Below are 18150 nucleotides of genomic sequence, written 5' to 3' on the forward strand. Positions count from 1 at the left end.
CTTCAAAATAAGAGCGGCAGCTTTGTGAGCTGCTGCTCAGGTTAAAACTACGGCGCCGGTTGAAGCCTGCGCCGTAGCATCTACGGGTACAGCGGTCCTACGGGTACTGCTGAATCACACGCCGCTTTGCAGCAACATGTGACGCACGTGACCGATGGCCTTAGTCGGGTTCAGGCCTTTCGGACAAACGTTGACGCAGTTCATGATCCCGCGGCAGCGGAATACGCTGAACGGGTCATCCAGCGAAGCCAGACGCTCGGCAGTCTTGGTGTCACGGCTGTCTGCCAGGAAGCGGTACGCTTGCAGCAGAGCAGCTGGACCCAGGAACTTGTCCGGGTTCCACCAAAAGGACGGGCAAGAGGTCGAGCAGCAAGCGCACAGGATGCACTCGTACAGACCGTCGAGCTTTTCACGCTCTTCCGGAGTCTGCAGACGCTCGATGGCCGGAGCCGGCGTGTCGTTCTGCAGGAATGGCTTAACCTTCTCGTATTGCTTGTAGAAGATGCTCATATCGACGACCAGGTCACGGATAACCGGCAAACCTGGCAACGGACGAACGATCAGCTTGTTACCTTTTACGACAGAAGACAGCGGCGTGACGCACGCCAGACCGTTTTTGCCGTTGATGTTCATGCCGTCGGAACCGCAAACGCCTTCACGGCAAGAGCGACGATAGGAGAAACCTTCGTCCTGCTCTTTGATCAGGGCCAGCACGTCCAGCACCATCAGGTCTTTACCACCGGTATCGACCTGGAATTCCTGCATGAACGGCGCAGCGTCCTGATCAGGGTTGTAGCGATAAACACTGACTTGCAACATGGCGGCCACCCTTAATAAGTCCGAATCTTAGGTTCAAAAGTCGGAACAGTCTTCGGCGAGAAGTTCACAGCACGCTTGGTCACGCGCTTGTCACCCGGGAAGTACAGGGTGTGGCACAGCCAGTTTTCGTCGTCGCGATCTTCGTAGTCTTCACGGGCGTGAGCGCCGCGGGACTCTTTGCGGATCTCTGCAGCGATGGCGGTGGCTTCGGCCACTTCCAGCAGGTTTTGCAGTTCCAGGGCTTCGATTCGAGCGGTGTTGAACGCCTGGCTCTTGTCGTTGATCTTGACGTTGGCGATACGGCCACGCAGATCAGCCAGCTGGGCAATACCCTTCTGCATGTATTCGCCGGTACGGAATACACCGAAGTAGTTCTGCATGCAGCTTTGCAGCTCTTTGCGCAGAGTAGCGACGTCTTCGCCTTCGGTACGCGAGTTCAGGCCATCGAGACGTGCCAGGGCAGCGTCGATGTCGGACTGGCGAGGACGGGCGTAATCAACGCCTTCTTTCAGGGTCTGCTCCAGGAACAGGCCAGCGGCACGACCGAATACCACCAGGTCGAGCAGCGAGTTGCCGCCCAGACGGTTGGCACCGTGAACCGATACGCACGCCACTTCACCTACGGCGAACAGGCCAGGAATGATCTGGTCCTTGCCTTCAGCGTCTTGAGTGATTGCCTGACCATGAATGTTGGTGGCAACGCCGCCCATCATATAGTGGCAGGTTGGAACGACCGGAATCGGCGCCACGGCTGGATCGACGTGAGCGAAGGTCTTGGACAGTTCCATGATGCCTGGCAGACGGCTGTGCAGAACTTCTTCACCGAGGTGATCGAGTTTCAGCATTACGTGGTCGCCATCCGGACCGCAACCGTTGCCGGCGATGATTTCCTTAACCATCGAACGGGCAACAACGTCACGACCCGCCAGGTCTTTGGCGTTCGGAGCATAACGCTCCATGAAACGCTCGCCGTGCTTGTTGATCAGGTAACCGCCTTCACCGCGGCAGCCTTCTGTAACCAGTACACCGGCGCCGGCGATGCCGGTCGGGTGGAACTGCCACATTTCAATGTCTTGTACCGGTACGCCAGCACGCAGAGCCATGCCGACGCCGTCACCGGTGTTGATCAGGGCATTGGTAGTGGACGAGTAGATACGACCTGCACCGCCAGTCGCCAGAACGGTGGCGTTAGCGCGGACGTACGAGGTTTCACCGGTTTCGATGCAGATGACGATCATGCCGACAAAGGCGCCGTCTTCGTTCTTCACCAGGTCGACGCCGTAGTATTCATTGAGGAATACGGTGCCGGCCTTCAGGTTGGCCTGGTACAGGGTGTGCAGCAATGCGTGACCGGTACGGTCGGCAGCAGCGCAAGTACGGGCAGCCTGGCCACCTTTACCGAAGTCTTTCGACTGACCGCCGAACGGACGCTGATAGATGCGGCCCTGTTCGGTACGGGAGAACGGCAAACCCATGTGCTCGAGTTCGAAGACCGCTTCCGGGCCTACGGAACACATGTATTCGATAGCGTCCTGGTCACCGATATAGTCGGAACCCTTGACGGTATCGTACATGTGCCAGCGCCAGTCATCGTTCGGATCTGCCGAAGCGATGGCACAGGTGATACCACCCTGGGCGGATACAGTGTGCGAACGGGTCGGGAAAACCTTGGTAACTACGGCAGTCTTGTGACCACCTTGTGCCAGCTGCAGCGCAGCGCGCATGCCGGCACCGCCGCCGCCAATGATGATGGCGTCGAACGAAAGCGTATTAACTGTAGTAGACATGAATCAGATACCCCAGAGAATCTGCACACCCCAGACGAAGTAAGCGAACATCGCAACGCCGCATACCGCCTGGAAAAGGAAACGTACTGCAGTCGCGGACTTGCCCAGCGCCATCGGCGTCAGGTAGTCGGTCGCGATGGTCCACATGCCGACCCAGGCGTGAGCGCCCAGGGCCACAAGGGCCAGCAGACTGAAGATACGCATTCCGTTGTGCGCGAACAGGCCATGCCATTGGTCGTAGCCAATGCCCGGATTCGCAACGAGGTATCCGATCAGGAAGATGAAATAAGCCGCGAGAACGACCGCAGACACACGTTGTGCCATCCAGTCGTAGAGGCCTGAACGCGACAGGTTCGTAACGCTGGTTACCATATCCAAACTCCCGCCAGAACGATCAACACCGCAGACACGGCGATAATGATTTTCGAGCCCAGTGTGCCGCCTTCCAGCGTCTCACCGATGCCCATGTCCATGATCATATGGCGCACACCGGCTACCAAGTGATACAGAAGAGCGGACAGGAGGCCCCATGCTACGAACTTGGCCAGAGGGCTGGTCAAGGTTGCCTTCACGTCGGCAAAACCTTCCTCGGAACCCAGGGATTTGCTCAATGCATACAGCATGAAGCCAAGGCCCAGGAAGAGGATGATGCCGGAAACACGGTGAAGAAACGACGTAACGCCGGTGATGGGGAGTTTGATGGTCCTTAGGTCTAGGTTTACAGGTCGTTGGCTTTTCACGGCTTTTTTTCACACTGAAGAGCCCCTAACAATCAGGGCAAAGTTGTTGGGGAGTGCACTGGTCAGGTAACCACCACCCAGGGATGCGACCCCCAATAAAGCAGGCCCAAAAGCCCCTGGCGGTCGGTGGCCGAGTATAGACAGTTAGGCTACTAATGACAACGCGTTCGCCTTCCCCTAATAGCTGATTGCACAAGTTGGATAAAAGGCGTAAATGGCAGTCAATTTCGAGGAAAAAGTCCGGTTAAAGCCTTCTGGAGCAAGACTTTAGGCAAATTGACATTCGAATTTATCTCACTATAGTGGTGCGGGCCCTGCGTGGGGGGTCTGTCTGATGATTTCAAGCATAAATAGGAGGCCACATGGCTGACAAAAAAGCGCAGTTGATCATCGAGGGCGCAGCCCCCGTCGAGCTGCCCATTTTAACCGGCACCGTTGGTCCCGATGTTATCGATGTTCGGGGCCTGACGGCCACGGGCCGTTTCACCTTTGACCCTGGTTTCATGTCGACAGCTTCCTGCGAGTCGAAGATCACCTATATCGACGGCGACAACGGCATTCTGTTGCACCGCGGCTACCCGATCGAACAGCTGGCTGAAAAGTCGGACTACCTGGAAACCTGCTATCTGTTGCTCAACGGCGAACTGCCGACCGCAGAACAGAAGGCCCAGTTCGTCAGCACCGTAAAGAACCACACCATGGTTCACGAGCAGCTGAAGACGTTCTTCAACGGCTTCCGTCGCGACGCCCACCCGATGGCCGTCATGTGCGGCGTAGTCGGCGCCCTCTCGGCCTTCTACCACGACTCCCTCGACATCAATAACCCGCAGCATCGCGAAATCTCCGCGATCCGCCTGGTTGCCAAGATGCCGACCCTCGCAGCGATGGTTTACAAGTACTCCATGGGCCAACCCATGATGTACCCGCGCAACGACCTGTCGTACGCGGAAAACTTCCTGCACATGATGTTCAACACCCCGTGCGAGATCAAACCGATCAGCCCGGTACTCGCCAAGGCCATGGACCGGATCTTCATCCTCCATGCCGACCACGAGCAGAACGCATCGACGTCCACCGTGCGCCTGGCCGGCTCTTCGGGTGCAAACCCGTTCGCCTGCATCGCCGCCGGCATCGCTGCACTGTGGGGCCCTGCCCACGGCGGCGCGAACGAAGCCGTTCTGACCATGCTCGATGAAATTGGCGATGTCTCGAACATCGACAAGTACATCGCCAAGGCCAAGGACAAGAACGATCCGTTCAAGCTGATGGGCTTCGGTCACCGGGTTTACAAAAACCGCGACCCACGCGCCACCGTGATGAAACAGACCTGCGACGAAGTGTTGAAGGAACTGGGCATCACCAACGATCCGCAACTCGAACTGGCCATGCGCCTGGAAGAGATCGCCCTGACCGATCCGTACTTCATCGAGCGCTCGCTGTACCCGAACGTCGACTTCTACTCGGGGATCATCCTCAAGGCGATCGGCATTCCAACCAGCATGTTCACGGTGATCTTCGCTCTGGCGCGGACTGTCGGCTGGATCTCCCACTGGAAAGAAATGCTCTCCAGCCCGTACAAGATTGGCCGTCCGCGCCAGCTGTACACCGGCTACGAGTCGCGTGATATCACCAAGCTGGAAGACCGCAAATAAGACCTGTCTTGCGATAACGTCTTAAAGTGGTATCGGGAACGGCCTCTATTTATATAGGGGCCGTTTTTGTTTGTGCTGACGCAGCGGCCTTAGGGCCAACTGGCGCTTTGGTTGTGTGTATATCCGTTTCTTCGGTAACGGCCGCCTAAGGTTCCGCCCTTGCGGCGGGTTACTTGGAAATGCGCCAAGTAACCAAGCGCTTTTGCCACTTTCGTTCGGTGCCTCGCCAAGCCCTCCTTCCGACCCTGCTCCGTGGGCCCGCCGCCACAGCACCGCGAGGCGGCCTGCGGGCCGGCCTTTCTCTTTGATCGTACACACCCCCCTGCTAGCGATGAACGCTAACGATTACGCGTGCGGTCTGAATGAACGCGGTGTCCGGACGTTTTTCGCGAGCAAGCCCGCTCCCACAAGGTCAGCGTATGTCGGCGAGAACAGGTTGGTTGGCAGGCCGTCTTCGCCAGCAAGCCGGCTCCTACGAGGTCAGCGTAAATTAGCGAGAATAGGTTGGCTGGCAGGCCGTCATCGCCAGCAAGCTGGCTCCTACGAGGTCAGCGTATAGCCGCGAGAACAGGTCGGCTGGCAGGCCGTCTTCGCCAGCAAGCCGGCTCCTACGAGATCAGCGTATTTCCGCGAGGATAGGTTGGCTGGCAGGCCGCCATCGTTAGCAAGTCGGCTCCTGCGAGGTCAGCGTATTTCCGCGAGAATAGGTTGGCTGGCAGGGCGCCATCGCCAGCAAGCCGGCTCCTACGAGGTCAGCGTATTTCCGCGAGAATAGGTTGGTTGGCAGGCCGTCTTCGCCAGCAAGCCGGCTCCTACAAGGTCTGCGTATAGCCGCGAGAACAGGCCGGCTGTCAGGCCGCCATCGCCAGCAAGCCGGCGCCTACAAAAGCAGATCGGCATACACCCGCTTCTCACCACTCATCAGGCCGAGCGTTAGCTCGCCTGCAGCTCTTGATCTTGATCCACCCGCCCCTTCGGGAGGCTGAGTGGAGGGGTTCATCCGGGGAGTGGCGCGCAGCGCCGTTCGACGCAGTCGAACTCATCGCATGTAGGTGCCAGCGAAGCCAACCGGAGGGCGATGCCCCCGGATGAATACCGGAGCGAAGGAACGCCGAGCCTCAGCGAGGGGCTGGACGCTCGGGGCGAGACCTTTTGGTTCCTTTTGGGGCGTTTGCCAAAAGGGACTCGCCGTAAGGGCGAAACCGCCAGCCGCCGTTACCGCAGAAATGGATATGTACACCCAAAAGAAAATGGTCGACCACCAGGCCGCCTTCGCCAACACGCCAATCTCACACCTACAAACAGCAATAACCGCCCAATAAAAAATGCCCCGATCTCTCGACCGGGGCATTTCTATTCAACCCAACTGTTACACAAACAATCTCGAAGCCTTAGTGCGAAACCGCCCCACTCGCCCCCAAACCAGTCTGCGAACGAACAAACTGCGGGAAGAACAACGCCCGCTCATTATCCGCAGCAGCCGACTTGTCAGTGATCGAGAAGAACCAGATCCCCACAAACGCAATGATCATCGAGAACAACGCCGGGTACTCATACGGGAAGATAGCCTTCTCGTGATGCAGGATCTGCACCCAGATGGTTGGCCCGAGAATCATCAAGCCAACAGCACTGACCAGACCCAGCCAGCCACCAATCATCGCACCGCGCGTGGTCAGCTTCTTCCAGTACATGGAAAGCAGCAGCACCGGGAAGTTACAGCTCGCCGCGATCGAGAACGCCAGGCCCACCATGAACGCGATGTTCTGGCTTTCGAACAGAATGCCCAGACCGATCGCCAGCACCGCCAGGGCGATGGTGGTGATTTTCGAGACACGGATCTCGTCCTTCTCGTTCGCCTTGCCTTTCTTGATCACACTGGCATACAGGTCATGGGACACCGCCGAAGCACCGGCCAGGGTCAGACCGGCAACCACTGCCAGAATGGTCGCGAACGCTACCGCCGAGATGAAGCCCAGGAAGATACTGCCACCTACCGCGTTGGCCAGGTGCACCGCCGCCATATTGTTGCCGCCCAACAGCGCGCCAGCCGCATCTTTGAAGGCAGGGTTGGTGCTGACCAGCAGGATCGCGCCGAAGCCGATGATGAAGGTCAGGATGTAGAAGTAACCAATGAAGCCAGTTGCATACAGCACGCTCTTGCGAGCTTCTTTCGCGTCACTCACGGTGAAGAAGCGCATCAGGATGTGTGGCAGGCCAGCGGTACCGAACATCAGTGCCAGCCCCAGGGAGAACGCGGAGATCGGATCTTTCACCAGGCCGCCCGGGCTCATGATCGCCTCACCTTTAGGGTGAACCTTGATCGCCTCGGAGAACAGTGCGCTGAAGTCGAAGTTGACGTGCTTCATCACCATCAGCGCCATGAACGAGGCACCGGACAGCAACAGCACAGCCTTGATGATCTGCACCCAAGTGGTCGCCAGCATGCCGCCGAACAACACGTACATGCACATCAGGATACCGACCAGGATCACCGCAACGTGATAGTCGAGACCGAACAGCAGCTGGATCAGCTTGCCGGCACCGACCATTTGCGCGATCAGGTAGAACGCCACCACCACCAGCGAACCGCAAGCGGACAGCGAGCGAATCTGGGTTTGCCCGAGGCGGTAGGACGCCACGTCGGCAAAGGTGTATTTACCCAGGTTACGCAGGCGCTCGGCGATCAGGAACAGAATGATCGGCCAGCCCACCAGGAAGCCGATCGAGTAGATCAGGCCGTCGTAGCCGGAGGTGAACACCAGGGCGGAAATACCCAGGAAGGACGCCGCGGACATGTAGTCGCCAGCGATCGCCAGGCCGTTCTGGAAACCGGTGATTTTGCCGCCGGCCGCGTAGTAGTCGGCCGCCGAGTTGTTTTTCTTCGAAGCCCAGTAGGTGATGTACAACGTCGCGCCGACGAACGCCACGAACATCAGGATTGCAGCGATGTTCAGTGGTTGTTTCTGCACGGCACCCGTCAGGGCTTCGGCCGCCCAGGCGCCCGGTGCGAAGGCTGCGATGCTCAATAAAGCCATTAGACGCCGGATCATTGCTGAGCCTCCTTGAGAATCGCATTGTTCAGGTCGTCGAATTCGCCATTGGCGCGTCGAACGTAGATCGCGGTAAGGACGAAGGCTGAAAGAATCAGCCCGACACCGATCGGTATGCCCCAGGTTATCGATGACTCAGGGCTGATCTTCGCGCCCAGAATATGCGGCCCGTAAGCGATCAAAAGGATGAATCCGGAGTAAAGCCCAAGCATGATCGCCGAAAGAATCCAGGCGAACCTTTCTCGCTTACTAACCAGCTCCTTGAAGCGCGGGCTGTTTTGAATCGAGAGGTAAATGCTGTCGTTCATTGTTTTTATCCTCGCAGCACAGATGAAGTTACAACGTGATCCACTTTATGCGGCTGCGGAACTGGTTCCAGACGACCTTAGTATTAGAACGACATGACCGATTCGCCAATGCTTGGTGTAGCACGGCCTTTGCAGGAGCCCGGCTTGCCGGCGATGGCGTCCTCACAATCGCCATCGCCGGCAAGCCGGGCTCCTACAGAAAAGCAAAAAAGCCCCTTGACTGTTATGCCAAGGGGCCTTGAGAGGTGCTGACCAAACGCGTCAGCTCAGATTATTTGGTCCAGTCTGCAACACGCTCCGGGTGCTTGGCGACCCAATCCTTCGCGGCGGCTTCAGGTTTGGCGCCCTCTTGAATGGCCAGCATGACTTCGCCGATTTCGTCTTTCGAAGACCACTGGAAGTTCTTCAGGAACTTGGCCACTTCCGGTGCTTTGGTTGCCAGCTCTTTGCTGCCGATGCTGTTCACGGTTTCAGCCGCGCCATACACGCCTTTCGGGTCTTCGAGGAAGCGCAGTTTCCACTTGGCGAACATCCAGTGCGGCACCCAACCGGTCACGGCAATGGATTCGTTTTTCTTCTCGGCACGAGTCAGCTCGGCAATCATGCCGGCGCCAGAACTGGCCTTGAGTTGATAGCCGGTCAGGTCATAGTCCTTGATCGCCTGCTCGGTCTTGAGCATCACGCCTGAACCGGCGTCGATGCCGACAATGCGTTTCTTGAAGCTGTCGTCGGTTTTCAGATCTTCAAGCGACTTGGCCTTGACGTACTCCGGCACGATCAAGCCGATTTTCGCGTCCTTGAAGTTCGGGCCGTAATCGACGACCTGGTCTTTGTTCTTGGCCCAGTAATCACCGTGGGTCACCGGCAGCCAGGCCGACAGCATGGCGTCCAGTTTACCGGTGGCCACGCCCTGCCACATGATCCCGGTAGCGACGGCTTGGAGCTTCACGTCATAACCCAGCTTCTGCTTGATCACTTCGGCGGCCACATGAGTGGTCGCTACGCTGTCGGACCAGCCATCAACGTAACCGATGCTCAGGGTCTTGCTCTCGGCATTGGCGAATGTGGAGCCAATCGCAAGTACCAGAGCGGCACCTGCGCCTAAAAGTCGTCGCATCTTCATCGTTACTTCCCCGAAAGTGCTGCGCTCGACGGATGCCGAGCCGCGTCAACGTATTGTTATGGTGCACAGCGCCCCCATCACGCCCACCGCAAACTCGTTCGAATGTCAGCGGAGTACTGACGGTTCGATAATCAACCTGACGCCAACCGGAACCTGTGCTGTCTGCGACCTCAAGGCATCGAGAAACGACATCAGAACGCCATTAATCACGACCACCTTTGATGCTCCCGCCGATCCGCCTGAACTTTGCATGTCAAAATCATGCAAGCCACCAAGCGCGGAGCAATTGCAGGTAACATGCGCGGCTTTGCTCCCAGACGGCCTGACCATGCCCGCGACATCACGCTTTCCTTTTTTTGCTTATTTATTCGCCTGCCTGTTGGGGCTTTTTGCCCTCGGCGGTTTTTGGTACGGACTCGGCAAACCGGTGATTCTGCCGGACGTGGCCAGCGCGACGCACAAGCTGCAATGCGCCTCCTACACTCCATTCGACAAAGACCAATCGCCGTTCGATCAGCCGTTCAAGTTGCGCCCCGAGCGCATGGACGCCGACCTCGCCCTGCTGGCCACCCGCTTCGAATGCATCCGCACCTATTCCATGACCGGCCTCGAGGCCTTGCCCGATCTGGCGCGCAAGCATGGCTTGAAGTTGATGATCGGCGCCTGGGTCAACAGCAACCCGGTGGACACCGAGAAAGAAGTCGACTTGCTGATTGCCTCCGCCAACGCCAACCCGGACGTGGTGACGTCAGTGATCGTCGGCAACGAAACCCTGTTGCGCAAGGAAGTCACCGGCGCGCAGCTGGTCAGGCTGATCAGCAAGGTCAAAAGCCAGGTCAAGCAGCCTGTCACTTATGCCGACGTCTGGGAGTTCTGGCTCAAACACCCGGAAATCGCCCCAGCGGTGGATTTCCTGACTATCCACTTGCTGCCGTACTGGGAGGACGAGCCTTCGAACATCGACGCCGCCCTGCAGCATGTTCGCGAAGTGCGTCAGGTGTTCGGCAACAAATTTGCGCCCAAAGACGTGATGATTGGCGAAACCGGCTGGCCGAGCGAAGGCCGTCAGCGCGAAACCGCTTTGCCGAGCCGGGTCAATGAAGCCAAGTTCATTCGCGCCTTTGTCATCATCGCCGAACAGGAAGGCTGGCATTACAACCTGATCGAAGCCTTTGACCAGCCCTGGAAACGCGCCAGTGAAGGTGCGGTCGGCGGTTACTGGGGGCTGTTTGATGCTGATCGCCAGGACAAGGGCGTGCTGGCGGGTCCGGTGTCGAATGTGCCGTACTGGTCGCAATGGCTGGCGGTGGGCGGAGTGATTTTTCTCGGCACGCTGATTCTTGGCGGACGCGTACGCAGCACCCGCTCGGCACTGGTTCTGCCACTGCTGGGCGCGCTGGCGGCCTGCTCGATTGGCGCGTGGGGCGACCTGGCGCGGGTGACCACGCGGTTTGCCAGTGAATGGTTGTGGGTCGCCTTGCTGACCGGTTTGAATCTGTTGGTGCTGGCACATGCAGCGCTGACATTGAGTGCTCGCACGGGCTGGCGCGGGCAGGCCTTCACTGCGCTGGAGCGTCGGGCGGGCTGGTTGCTGGCGGTGGCAGGTTTTGCGGCGGCGGTGATGATGCTGGAGCTGGTGTTCGATCCGCGTTATCGCAGCTTCCCGAGTGTCGCGTTCATCCTGCCGGCGCTGGTTTACCTGTGCCGTCCGGTGAGCGTGCCGCGTCGAGAGATTGCCTTGCTGACCTTCATCATCGGCGCTTGCATTGCGCCGCAGTTGTATCGCGAAGGTTTGCAAAACCAGCAGGCCTGGGGTTGGGCGTTGGTGAGTGTGTTGATGGTGGCGGCGTTGTGGCGCAGTTTGCGGGTTCGCAAGGCTGATCTTCAGCGCAGCTGATGGCCCATTCGCGAGCAAGCCCGCTCCCACAGTAGATCTTCAGTGAGCACAGTATTTGTGTACGACGACGATCAAATATGGGAGCGGGCTTGCTCGCGAAGACTGACTATCAGGCGCTACGAGACGCTCTGACCAACCGCAAAGCAGCAATCACCACCGCAAACACCGCCATCGTCGTGTTGTACAACGCCAGCGCCGGAAACCCGAACACCAGCGCCAGCACCGCCAACCACCACCCTGCCCGGCCAGGCAGCACAAAGCCGATCACCGCTGCCGCCAGGGCTGCCCAGCCCAATACCTGGAAATGAATCATCAGGCCCAGGTTCGAACGGACCACGCATTCCCAGCGGCTCGCCTCGTCAACGCAGATGCCGACCCACTGCGCATCCTCCATGAAGCCATAACGCGCGCCATAACTGGCGGCCAGCCATAAAGGCAGCAAAACAAGCAGCAGAATCACGGGCAGACGGCGGGACATAGGGCACTCCAATAAGCGAAAACGGCGGCCAGCTTAATCTGCCGACAGCCTGACGCAAGCGTTAACAACAGTTAACTGGGCAGTCATTCGCTGCAAAGTGTATCGTCCCAGCTACCATTACTCTGAAATTAGGCCTGTTTGGTGCCGAGGCATGGCACTTTGGCGCACCCCCTGTGGTCATAGCCTGCGAACTTCATCCGGCACCTTTCTCTCTAAGGGATCTAGTCATGCTCCGTTCCTTGCGCTTTGCCGCCCTGTTTGGCGGCCTTATTTTGAGTGCGTCCGCACTGGCGGTCGATATCGACGCCGCCAGTTATGGCTACCCCTTGACCAATCCGTTCGAGGCGACCATTGCGACGACACCGCCGGACCTGCGTCCGGAATTGCCGCTGGACGATGACATCGACCAGGAAACCCGCACCGTCACGTTGCGTCCGGAGCGTGAATTCGAACTACCGGACAACTTCTGGCCGGTGAAGAAACTGACCTATCGCATCGCCACCCAGGATAAAGCCGCCCCGCTGATCTTCCTGATTGCCGGCACTGGCGCGCGCTATGACAGCAGCCTTAACGAATACCTGAAAAAGCTCTACTACAAGGCCGGCTATCACGTTGTGCAACTGTCGTCGCCTACCAGCTTCGACTTCATGAGCGCCGCCTCACGCTTTGCCACACCCGGCATCACCAAGGATGACGCCGAAGACATGTACCGGGTGATGCAAGCCGTGCGGGCGCAAAATCCGAAACTGCCTGTCACTGATTACTACCTGACCGGATATAGCCTGGGTGCACTGGACGCCGCATTCGTCGCACACCTGGACGAAACCCGCCGCAGTTTCAATTTCAAGAAAGTCTTGCTGCTCAACCCGCCAGTCAACCTCTACACCTCGATCACCAACCTGGACAGACTCGTCCAGACAGAGGTCAAGGGCATCAACAACAGCACCACGTTCTATGAACTGGTACTGAACAAACTGACCCGCTACTTCCAGCAAAAAGGCTACATCGACCTCAACGATGCCCTGCTCTATGACTTCCAGCAGTCCAAGCAGCACTTGAGCAACGAACAGATGGCCATGTTGATCGGCACCTCGTTCCGCTTCTCGGCCGCCGACATCGCCTTTACCTCGGACCTGATCAACCGTCGCGGCCTGATCACTCCACCAAAAACGCCTATCACAGAAGGCACCACGCTTACGCCGTACCTCAAGCGTGCGCTGCAGTGTGACTTCGACTGCTACATCACCGAACAAGTGATCCCGATGTGGCGTGCGCGCACCGATGGCGGCAGCCTGCTGCAACTGATCGACCAGGTCAGCCTGTATGCCTTGAAGGATTATCTGCACGACAGCCCGAAAATCGCGGTCATGCATAACGCCGACGACGTGATCCTCGGCCCTGGCGACCTGGGTTTCCTGCGCAAGACTTTCGGCGACCGTTTGACCGTTTATCCACTGGGCGGCCATTGCGGCAACCTTAACTATCGCGTCAACAGCGACGCCATGCTGGAGTTCTTCCGTGGCTAAATACCTCCTGCTTATCGCAGCGTTACTCTGTGCAGGCGTCGCCAATGCCGACAACAGCAAAGCCAACGCGCCGGTGGTCATCGACAATGACGGTTTCAAGGAGCCGTTGAGCAAACTCAAATTCAACCCGGGCCTGGATCAGCGTGAATTCGAACGCTCCAGCCTCAACGCACTGAACGTGTACGACCCGCTGGAAGAGTGGAACCGCCGGGTGTATCACTTCAACTACCGCTTCGACCAATGGGTGTTCCTGCCGGTGGTCGACGGTTATCGCTACATCACGCCAAGCTTCCTGCGCACCGGCGTCAGCAACTTCTTCAACAACCTCGGCGACGTGCCGAACCTGATGAACAGCCTGCTGCAGTTCAAAGGCAAACGCTCGATGGAAACCACCGCGCGCCTGCTGCTCAACACCACTATCGGCATCGCCGGCCTGTGGGACCCGGCCACCTCCATGGGCCTGCCGCGCCAGAGCGAAGACTTCGGCCAGACGCTCGGTTTCTACGGCGTACCGGGCGGCGCCTACTTTGTGTTGCCGATCCTCGGCCCTTCCAACATCCGCGACACCGGCGGCCTGGCCGTAGACTTCACCGCCGAGTCGGCGATCAACTTCCTGAACGTCGCCGAAGTCAGCTCCAACCACCCTGAAGTGTGGGTCCTTCGCAGCATCGACAAGCGCCACCAGAACAGCTTCCGTTATGGCCAGCTGAACTCGCCGTTCGAGTATGAGAAGGTGCGCTACGTGTATACCGAGTCGCGCAAGTTGCAGATCGCCGAGTAATCCGGCGGCAACAAAAAAGGCCATTCGATGCGAGTCGAATGGCCTTTTTCATGCACGGAACTTCAAACACCACAAATCAACTGTGGGAGCGGGCTTGCTCGCGAAGGCGGAGTGTCAGTCGATATCTATGTTGAATGACACACCGCCTTCGCGAGTAAGCCCGCTCCCACAGTTGAACAGTGTCAGCCTTCAGCCTTTCACTGTTTTCCAGAGCTTGCTGACAACCATCACACACGCCAACACCACCGCACCCGCCACAATCCCTGCCACCGCATTCAACAACGTCGGCACGATAAACCCGGCACCACCCGCCCCCGCACTGACACTTTCAATCCAGTGGTGAACCATCGGCACGCCGTGGGTGAGAATCCCGCCGCCCACCAGGAACATCGCCGCCGTGCCGATCACCGACAGGCTTTTCATCATGTACGGCGCCGCGCGCAGAATCCCGCCGCCGATGCTTTTAGCCATCTGGCCGGGCTTCTGGGTCAGCCACAAGCCGAGGTCATCAAGCTTGACGATGCCGGCCACCAGTCCATAGACGCCGATGGTCATGACGATGGCGATGCCCGACAGCACGATCACTTGCTGGGTCAGCGACGCATCCGCCACGGTGCCTAGGGTGATGGCAATGATTTCCGCCGAGATTACATTTAAGCCACCGAAAATATGCCCAATGCAAGGTACTTCGCGGGCTTCAGCTTAATATGTCCCTGTGCAGATAGCGAAACTGCACAAAGCCTTTGCAGCCTCCTCGAACTAACTCGGTAGGTCGCTGCGCTCAGAGACGCAGAACCATTACAAGATGCAATCACCTGACATCCGTACGTCTCAACTCAAGCACACAGACAATCGTAAGTATTAAACGGGAGGCAGGTGATACGCGCCTCGAGAGCAACGAGCCCCATTGCAAGACTTAAAATTAAGAGCAGAATTTTTTCAAGACCCGGAAATTCGAGTATCACCCAAGGGCAAAACCTCGGAATGGGATGTCCCCCCCTTATTTTTCAACCAGGTCTGGACTAATCGCACCAAAAATCGCAACGATTTACACGCTATATGTTGAACTTGTCGCCGCGACATTGAAATCCAAGGCTGATGTACGATTAGACAACTCACTAAAAAAATCGCTATAGCATATACAATAAGATAAACTCCCAATCCACCTTTATCCAAGTTAGCTTAAGGAGCTTTAAGCAATGCTCGTTTATGACCCACTAGATAAAACAGTGCGGGCCTGGTTTCATGCAGAAATCGAAGGTCCGTGCTTCGTCGTGACCATCACTTCCTTGGAAACCGGAGAGTCGAACCGAGCAGCGCTGCTGGATTGTGCCTATACCCTTTATCGATACTTACTCTTCGCAAAGGGTGTAGAAATTAAGCAAATTCAAATGATGTGCCCGCCCTCGGTCAGCGGGAGAAGTCATTGGGTTTTAGAAGATTTGGTCAGTGTAACGATTGTTGAGGGGCTTGAATCACCAGATAGTGCAGTCATGTATCGCACCAGTGAGTCGATGTACAAAATCGGAGAACTGGACCTGAGGAAAAAAAAGCGATCTCGGATTATCTATAGCGCCCAGCATCTTCAAGATTACGATTCAAAACCGAATCCTCAACGCCTAGCCCCGGGACCACTGCAGCTTTACGGCCCGATGCAGTAACACAGAGTGAACATCCCAACGGAACAAGCCATAACTACCCAGCACCTTGCAAAAATCTCTATAGCGTATAGAGATTTTCGCTCAAGCAAGGCCTTATCGTTCCTTTTGCGGGAAAGCAAATGGAACTCAAAGAATCATTTGGAGAAACGGTCAAATCCATCCGTCGAGACAAGGGCCTTCCTCAGGGCGCGATAGGCACTAACCAAGGCTATATCAGTGAGGTTGAAGGCGGACTGAAGGCTCCAACACTGCCAAAAATAGTGGAGATTGCCAAAAACTTGGAAATCCATCCGCTCACACTACTGACTGCTGCTTACGAAAAAATGGGCCCGGAAAGTGCGGAGCAACTTCTAGCCAAGGTTGCATCTGAACTCAAAGGACTAAAAAAAATGCACCGCGGTTGATATTTATGTTCCAGGCAGTAGTACAGCAGTGCGCTACTGACCTACCAAGCTTTCGCTGAAAACACTTTCACGCGCTCGGTGCACCGTATCAATGTTTCCCCGCGAGTACCCCCAAAGGCTCGAAGTCTGGACCATGGGCCAATGCTGCGTCGAGAAACCTATGAGCAGACTTCAAAGACCTCTTCGATAGCAAGCAGCGAGCGTCGACTTCATGCGAATTCTTAAAACGCCACTTGATGGCTTTATCCTTCCGCTTTCCTTTCATGGGGTCCTCGAGCGATTATTTGATAGGCGGGTATATTGTTGTCATGCACATACCTGCTATGTAAAGCTAAATTAGCGTAGTGACAACATACAATAGTCGCCAGGTTAAAGAATGGATAAACCAAAGCTAGCAGCGTCACCTCTAACTTCGTCGACTTCCATTACCTGAGAAAAGAGGTGGCGATACAATATACTCAATCAGATTACAGCATGCACCAAAACATCTAACTTCCGAATAACCAAACAATTACAAAGTACTATAAAAAGCTTCCTCAAGCACGTTTTCAAGAAGGTGTCCACATTAAAAGAAAATTTATGGAGACTCAGTATTGGGTGAAATAACAGGAATCGCCCTGTTTGCTAGACGCGCCAACGTCCTCTGTGGGTCGTTTTCAGTCCTTCGCGACAGGCTGATATCGGCCAAAAGCTGCCATTGGCGACCGGCAGACAATGGCCAGAAGCGGACGTAATGGCGTTTGTGTACTATCTGCCTCTCTTCCCACCTATATGAGGTGCCCGATGTCTAGCCGACACTCCCCATCCCCTATAAGAGCTGTCCTAGACCTGCAAAACGCATGTTCGCTTTTGGGAAAGCGGCTGAGCGTGCTGCTGCACGACCAGTACTATTTCAACGACGAGAAAGATCTGGGATACATAGGTTCTCTAGAGTGGCGTTTTGGCGAGGGAGAGGTTCTATCCATGTATCTCTTGAGTGATGGCGAGAGAGTAGGCGCGGACTTGTTGCCTTCTGATACGCCGGCTTCCTTCGAGATAGAGCCGAACGTGACCTGCTCCTGGAAGAGGGAAAACTTGCTTGCAGATCTATCAGCAACCCACCTCGAAAACACAAAAATTTGCGCAGTTGAGGGAATTCTTGACTCTTTCAACAGGCAAGAATCTTGGCTTGCCGGATTCAGAGTTACGTTCGAGACCGGTGACTCATTGATGTACGTTAACCAGGGCGACGATGCCGTCGTATTGATTAATGCGCTACTGCCAGTAAGTGTAGGCCTCGAAACCCGCTTCGTTACCTCAATTTAATGACAGCTATGGGGTCGATTTCTGCCCTTGGTGACAGCCAGCAATCGGCCAGGTGCGGACCTTCATTTTAGACGCGTGCATTCGCCTATAGCGGCCTGTAGTAGGATGCGGATTTGAACAAAAGAAGCTTCATCATGGATGTTCACGCACTTGAAGAAAGCAGTGTCTTATCGATCACAGTGGACCAAGCCCATCGCTATTTCGAGATGGTTGTCAGACTGGATGACGGGTCCAGAAATAAGCTGATGGCATGGAACGCGGACGGCACTGAGCTAACTGTCAGGCTTGGCGCTCTTAACGTTCAAAACACCAGCGAACTCGGAGAGCTTGAAGGGATAAACATCGTTGATAATGTTCTATCCCTTGAAGGTGATTTTGGAGATATAACGATCACAGCCACCTCGATTTTGATTGAAAAGCTGACGTAACTACCGTGAGGGAGGCTACTTCGAGCTGAATGCTAACCGTCACGGATGTCTGATTGTGGCTGTTTTAGCCTGTGCTGATCGGCAGCTATGGGTCGGATACGTAAGCGGCTGGGGAAGTCACCTTCCGAACTCCAGCATTAAGGGCGATGGTGTCCGCGTATTTTTAAGCGGACGCGATCGCCCTTAACGTC

16 protein-coding genes and 1 pseudogene are annotated in these 18150 nt (G+C 56.4%); 8 read left to right on the forward strand and 9 right to left on the reverse strand.

Annotated elements, in window-relative coordinates; genetic code table 11:
- Positions 1-114: 114 nt before the first annotated feature.
- From FBY04_RS30020 to sdhC, 4 genes are read right to left on the reverse strand one after another with little or no spacing between them, the layout of a single operon-like run.
- A complete protein-coding gene (locus tag FBY04_RS30020) occupies positions 115-819 on the reverse strand; it encodes a succinate dehydrogenase iron-sulfur subunit (protein WP_145319064.1) in 705 nt (234 codons plus the stop codon).
- A gap of 11 nt (positions 820-830) precedes the next feature.
- Complete coding sequence (gene sdhA / locus FBY04_RS30025) at positions 831-2606, reverse strand: succinate dehydrogenase flavoprotein subunit (protein WP_084322330.1); 1776 nt, start codon at positions 2604-2606, stop codon at positions 831-833.
- 3 nt (positions 2607-2609) lie between these two features.
- Positions 2610-2978 (reverse strand): succinate dehydrogenase, hydrophobic membrane anchor protein, encoded by a 369-nt coding sequence (gene sdhD, locus FBY04_RS30030; RefSeq protein WP_007959040.1) that lies wholly within the window; start codon positions 2976-2978, stop codon positions 2610-2612.
- Positions 2972-3346, reverse strand: a complete 375-nt coding sequence (gene sdhC, locus FBY04_RS30035; protein WP_084322329.1) for a succinate dehydrogenase, cytochrome b556 subunit — start codon at positions 3344-3346, stop codon at positions 2972-2974. Before sdhC ends, sdhD begins: the two co-directional genes overlap by 7 nt.
- A gap of 362 nt (positions 3347-3708) precedes the next feature.
- On the opposite strand from sdhC, the gene gltA reads away from it, so the two are divergent.
- Entirely contained in the window at positions 3709-4998 is a 1290-nt protein-coding gene (gene gltA, locus FBY04_RS30040) for a citrate synthase (RefSeq protein ID WP_084322328.1), read from the forward strand.
- A gap of 1391 nt (positions 4999-6389) precedes the next feature.
- Here the strand turns inward: gltA and FBY04_RS30055 are convergent.
- From FBY04_RS30055 to FBY04_RS30065, 3 genes are all read right to left on the reverse strand, one after another.
- Positions 6390-8048: a cation acetate symporter gene (locus tag FBY04_RS30055; RefSeq protein WP_084320610.1), complete on the reverse strand. Its 1659-nt coding sequence runs from the start codon at positions 8046-8048 to the stop codon at positions 6390-6392.
- Positions 8045-8356 carry a DUF485 domain-containing protein gene (locus tag FBY04_RS30060; protein WP_084320609.1) on the reverse strand — a complete coding sequence of 104 codons (312 nt, stop codon included), beginning with the start codon at positions 8354-8356 and terminating at the stop codon, positions 8045-8047. Before FBY04_RS30060 ends, FBY04_RS30055 begins: the two co-directional genes overlap by 4 nt.
- Before the next feature lie 271 nt (positions 8357-8627).
- Positions 8628-9479, reverse strand: coding sequence for a glycine betaine ABC transporter substrate-binding protein (locus FBY04_RS30065; RefSeq protein WP_084320608.1), 852 nt, complete (start codon positions 9477-9479; stop codon positions 8628-8630).
- 328 nt (positions 9480-9807) lie between these two features.
- On the opposite strand from FBY04_RS30065, the gene FBY04_RS30075 reads away from it, so the two are divergent.
- Positions 9808-11376, forward strand: coding sequence for a beta (1-6) glucans synthase (locus FBY04_RS30075; RefSeq protein ID WP_235864404.1), 1569 nt, complete (start codon positions 9808-9810; stop codon positions 11374-11376).
- Positions 11377-11485: 109 nt separating this feature from the next.
- Here FBY04_RS30075 and FBY04_RS30080 read toward each other — a convergent pair whose 3' ends face one another.
- Complete coding sequence (locus FBY04_RS30080) at positions 11486-11854, reverse strand: hypothetical protein (RefSeq protein WP_084320607.1); 369 nt, start codon at positions 11852-11854, stop codon at positions 11486-11488.
- A gap of 227 nt (positions 11855-12081) precedes the next feature.
- Here FBY04_RS30080 and FBY04_RS30085 point away from each other — a divergent pair, with 227 nt between their 5' ends.
- Entirely contained in the window at positions 12082-13380 is a 1299-nt protein-coding gene (locus FBY04_RS30085; RefSeq protein ID WP_084320606.1) for a serine/threonine protein kinase, read from the forward strand.
- Positions 13373-14161, forward strand: coding sequence for a VacJ family lipoprotein (locus tag FBY04_RS30090; protein WP_084320605.1), 789 nt, complete (start codon positions 13373-13375; stop codon positions 14159-14161). The genes FBY04_RS30085 and FBY04_RS30090 overlap by 8 nt, the downstream gene beginning before the upstream one ends.
- 189 nt (positions 14162-14350) lie before the next feature.
- Here FBY04_RS30090 and FBY04_RS30100 read toward each other — a convergent pair.
- Positions 14351-14812: pseudogene (locus FBY04_RS30100) on the reverse strand (DUF808 family protein); the annotation flags it as partial.
- 548 nt (positions 14813-15360) lie between these two features.
- Here FBY04_RS30100 and FBY04_RS30105 point away from each other — a divergent pair.
- From FBY04_RS30105 to FBY04_RS30120, 4 genes are all read left to right on the forward strand, one after another.
- Positions 15361-15822 (forward strand): hypothetical protein, encoded by a 462-nt coding sequence (locus FBY04_RS30105; RefSeq protein WP_145319076.1) that lies wholly within the window; start codon positions 15361-15363, stop codon positions 15820-15822.
- 119 nt (positions 15823-15941) lie between these two features.
- Positions 15942-16226, forward strand: a complete 285-nt coding sequence (locus FBY04_RS30110) for a helix-turn-helix domain-containing protein (RefSeq protein ID WP_145319080.1) — start codon at positions 15942-15944, stop codon at positions 16224-16226.
- Positions 16227-17093: 867 nt separating this feature from the next.
- Entirely contained in the window at positions 17094-17531 is a 438-nt protein-coding gene (locus tag FBY04_RS30115) for a hypothetical protein (RefSeq protein WP_256667207.1), read from the forward strand.
- Between the two features lie 134 nt (positions 17532-17665).
- Positions 17666-17959, forward strand: a complete 294-nt coding sequence (locus tag FBY04_RS30120; RefSeq protein ID WP_145319086.1) for a hypothetical protein — start codon at positions 17666-17668, stop codon at positions 17957-17959.
- Positions 17960-18150: the final 191 nt, after the last annotated feature.

Source organism: Pseudomonas sp. SJZ080 (assembly GCF_007828295.1).
Taxonomy (GTDB): Bacteria; Pseudomonadota; Gammaproteobacteria; order Pseudomonadales; family Pseudomonadaceae; genus Aquipseudomonas; species Aquipseudomonas migulae_A.

Bases quoted from the DNA above. Each gene is read 5' to 3' on its own strand.
- sdhD (WP_007959040.1), bottom strand. From the start codon at position 2,978: ATGGTAACCAGCGTTACGAACCTGTCGCGTTCAGGCCTCTACGACTGG.
- FBY04_RS30055 (WP_084320610.1), bottom strand. From the start codon at position 8,048: ATGATCCGGCGTCTAATGGCTTTATTGAGCATCGCAGCCTTCGCACCG.
- sdhA (WP_084322330.1), bottom strand. From the start codon at position 2,606: ATGTCTACTACAGTTAATACGCTTTCGTTCGACGCCATCATCATTGGC.
- FBY04_RS30020 (WP_145319064.1), bottom strand. From the start codon at position 819: ATGTTGCAAGTCAGTGTTTATCGCTACAACCCTGATCAGGACGCTGCG.
- FBY04_RS30075 (WP_235864404.1), top strand. From the start codon at position 9,808: ATGCCCGCGACATCACGCTTTCCTTTTTTTGCTTATTTATTCGCCTGC.
- FBY04_RS30085 (WP_084320606.1), top strand. From the start codon at position 12,082: ATGCTCCGTTCCTTGCGCTTTGCCGCCCTGTTTGGCGGCCTTATTTTG.
- FBY04_RS30065 (WP_084320608.1), bottom strand. From the start codon at position 9,479: ATGAAGATGCGACGACTTTTAGGCGCAGGTGCCGCTCTGGTACTTGCG.
- FBY04_RS30105 (WP_145319076.1), top strand. From the start codon at position 15,361: ATGCTCGTTTATGACCCACTAGATAAAACAGTGCGGGCCTGGTTTCAT.
- FBY04_RS30060 (WP_084320609.1), bottom strand. From the start codon at position 8,356: ATGAACGACAGCATTTACCTCTCGATTCAAAACAGCCCGCGCTTCAAG.
- FBY04_RS30080 (WP_084320607.1), bottom strand. From the start codon at position 11,854: ATGTCCCGCCGTCTGCCCGTGATTCTGCTGCTTGTTTTGCTGCCTTTA.
- gltA (WP_084322328.1), top strand. From the start codon at position 3,709: ATGGCTGACAAAAAAGCGCAGTTGATCATCGAGGGCGCAGCCCCCGTC.
- FBY04_RS30120 (WP_145319086.1), top strand. From the start codon at position 17,666: ATGGATGTTCACGCACTTGAAGAAAGCAGTGTCTTATCGATCACAGTG.
- FBY04_RS30110 (WP_145319080.1), top strand. From the start codon at position 15,942: ATGGAACTCAAAGAATCATTTGGAGAAACGGTCAAATCCATCCGTCGA.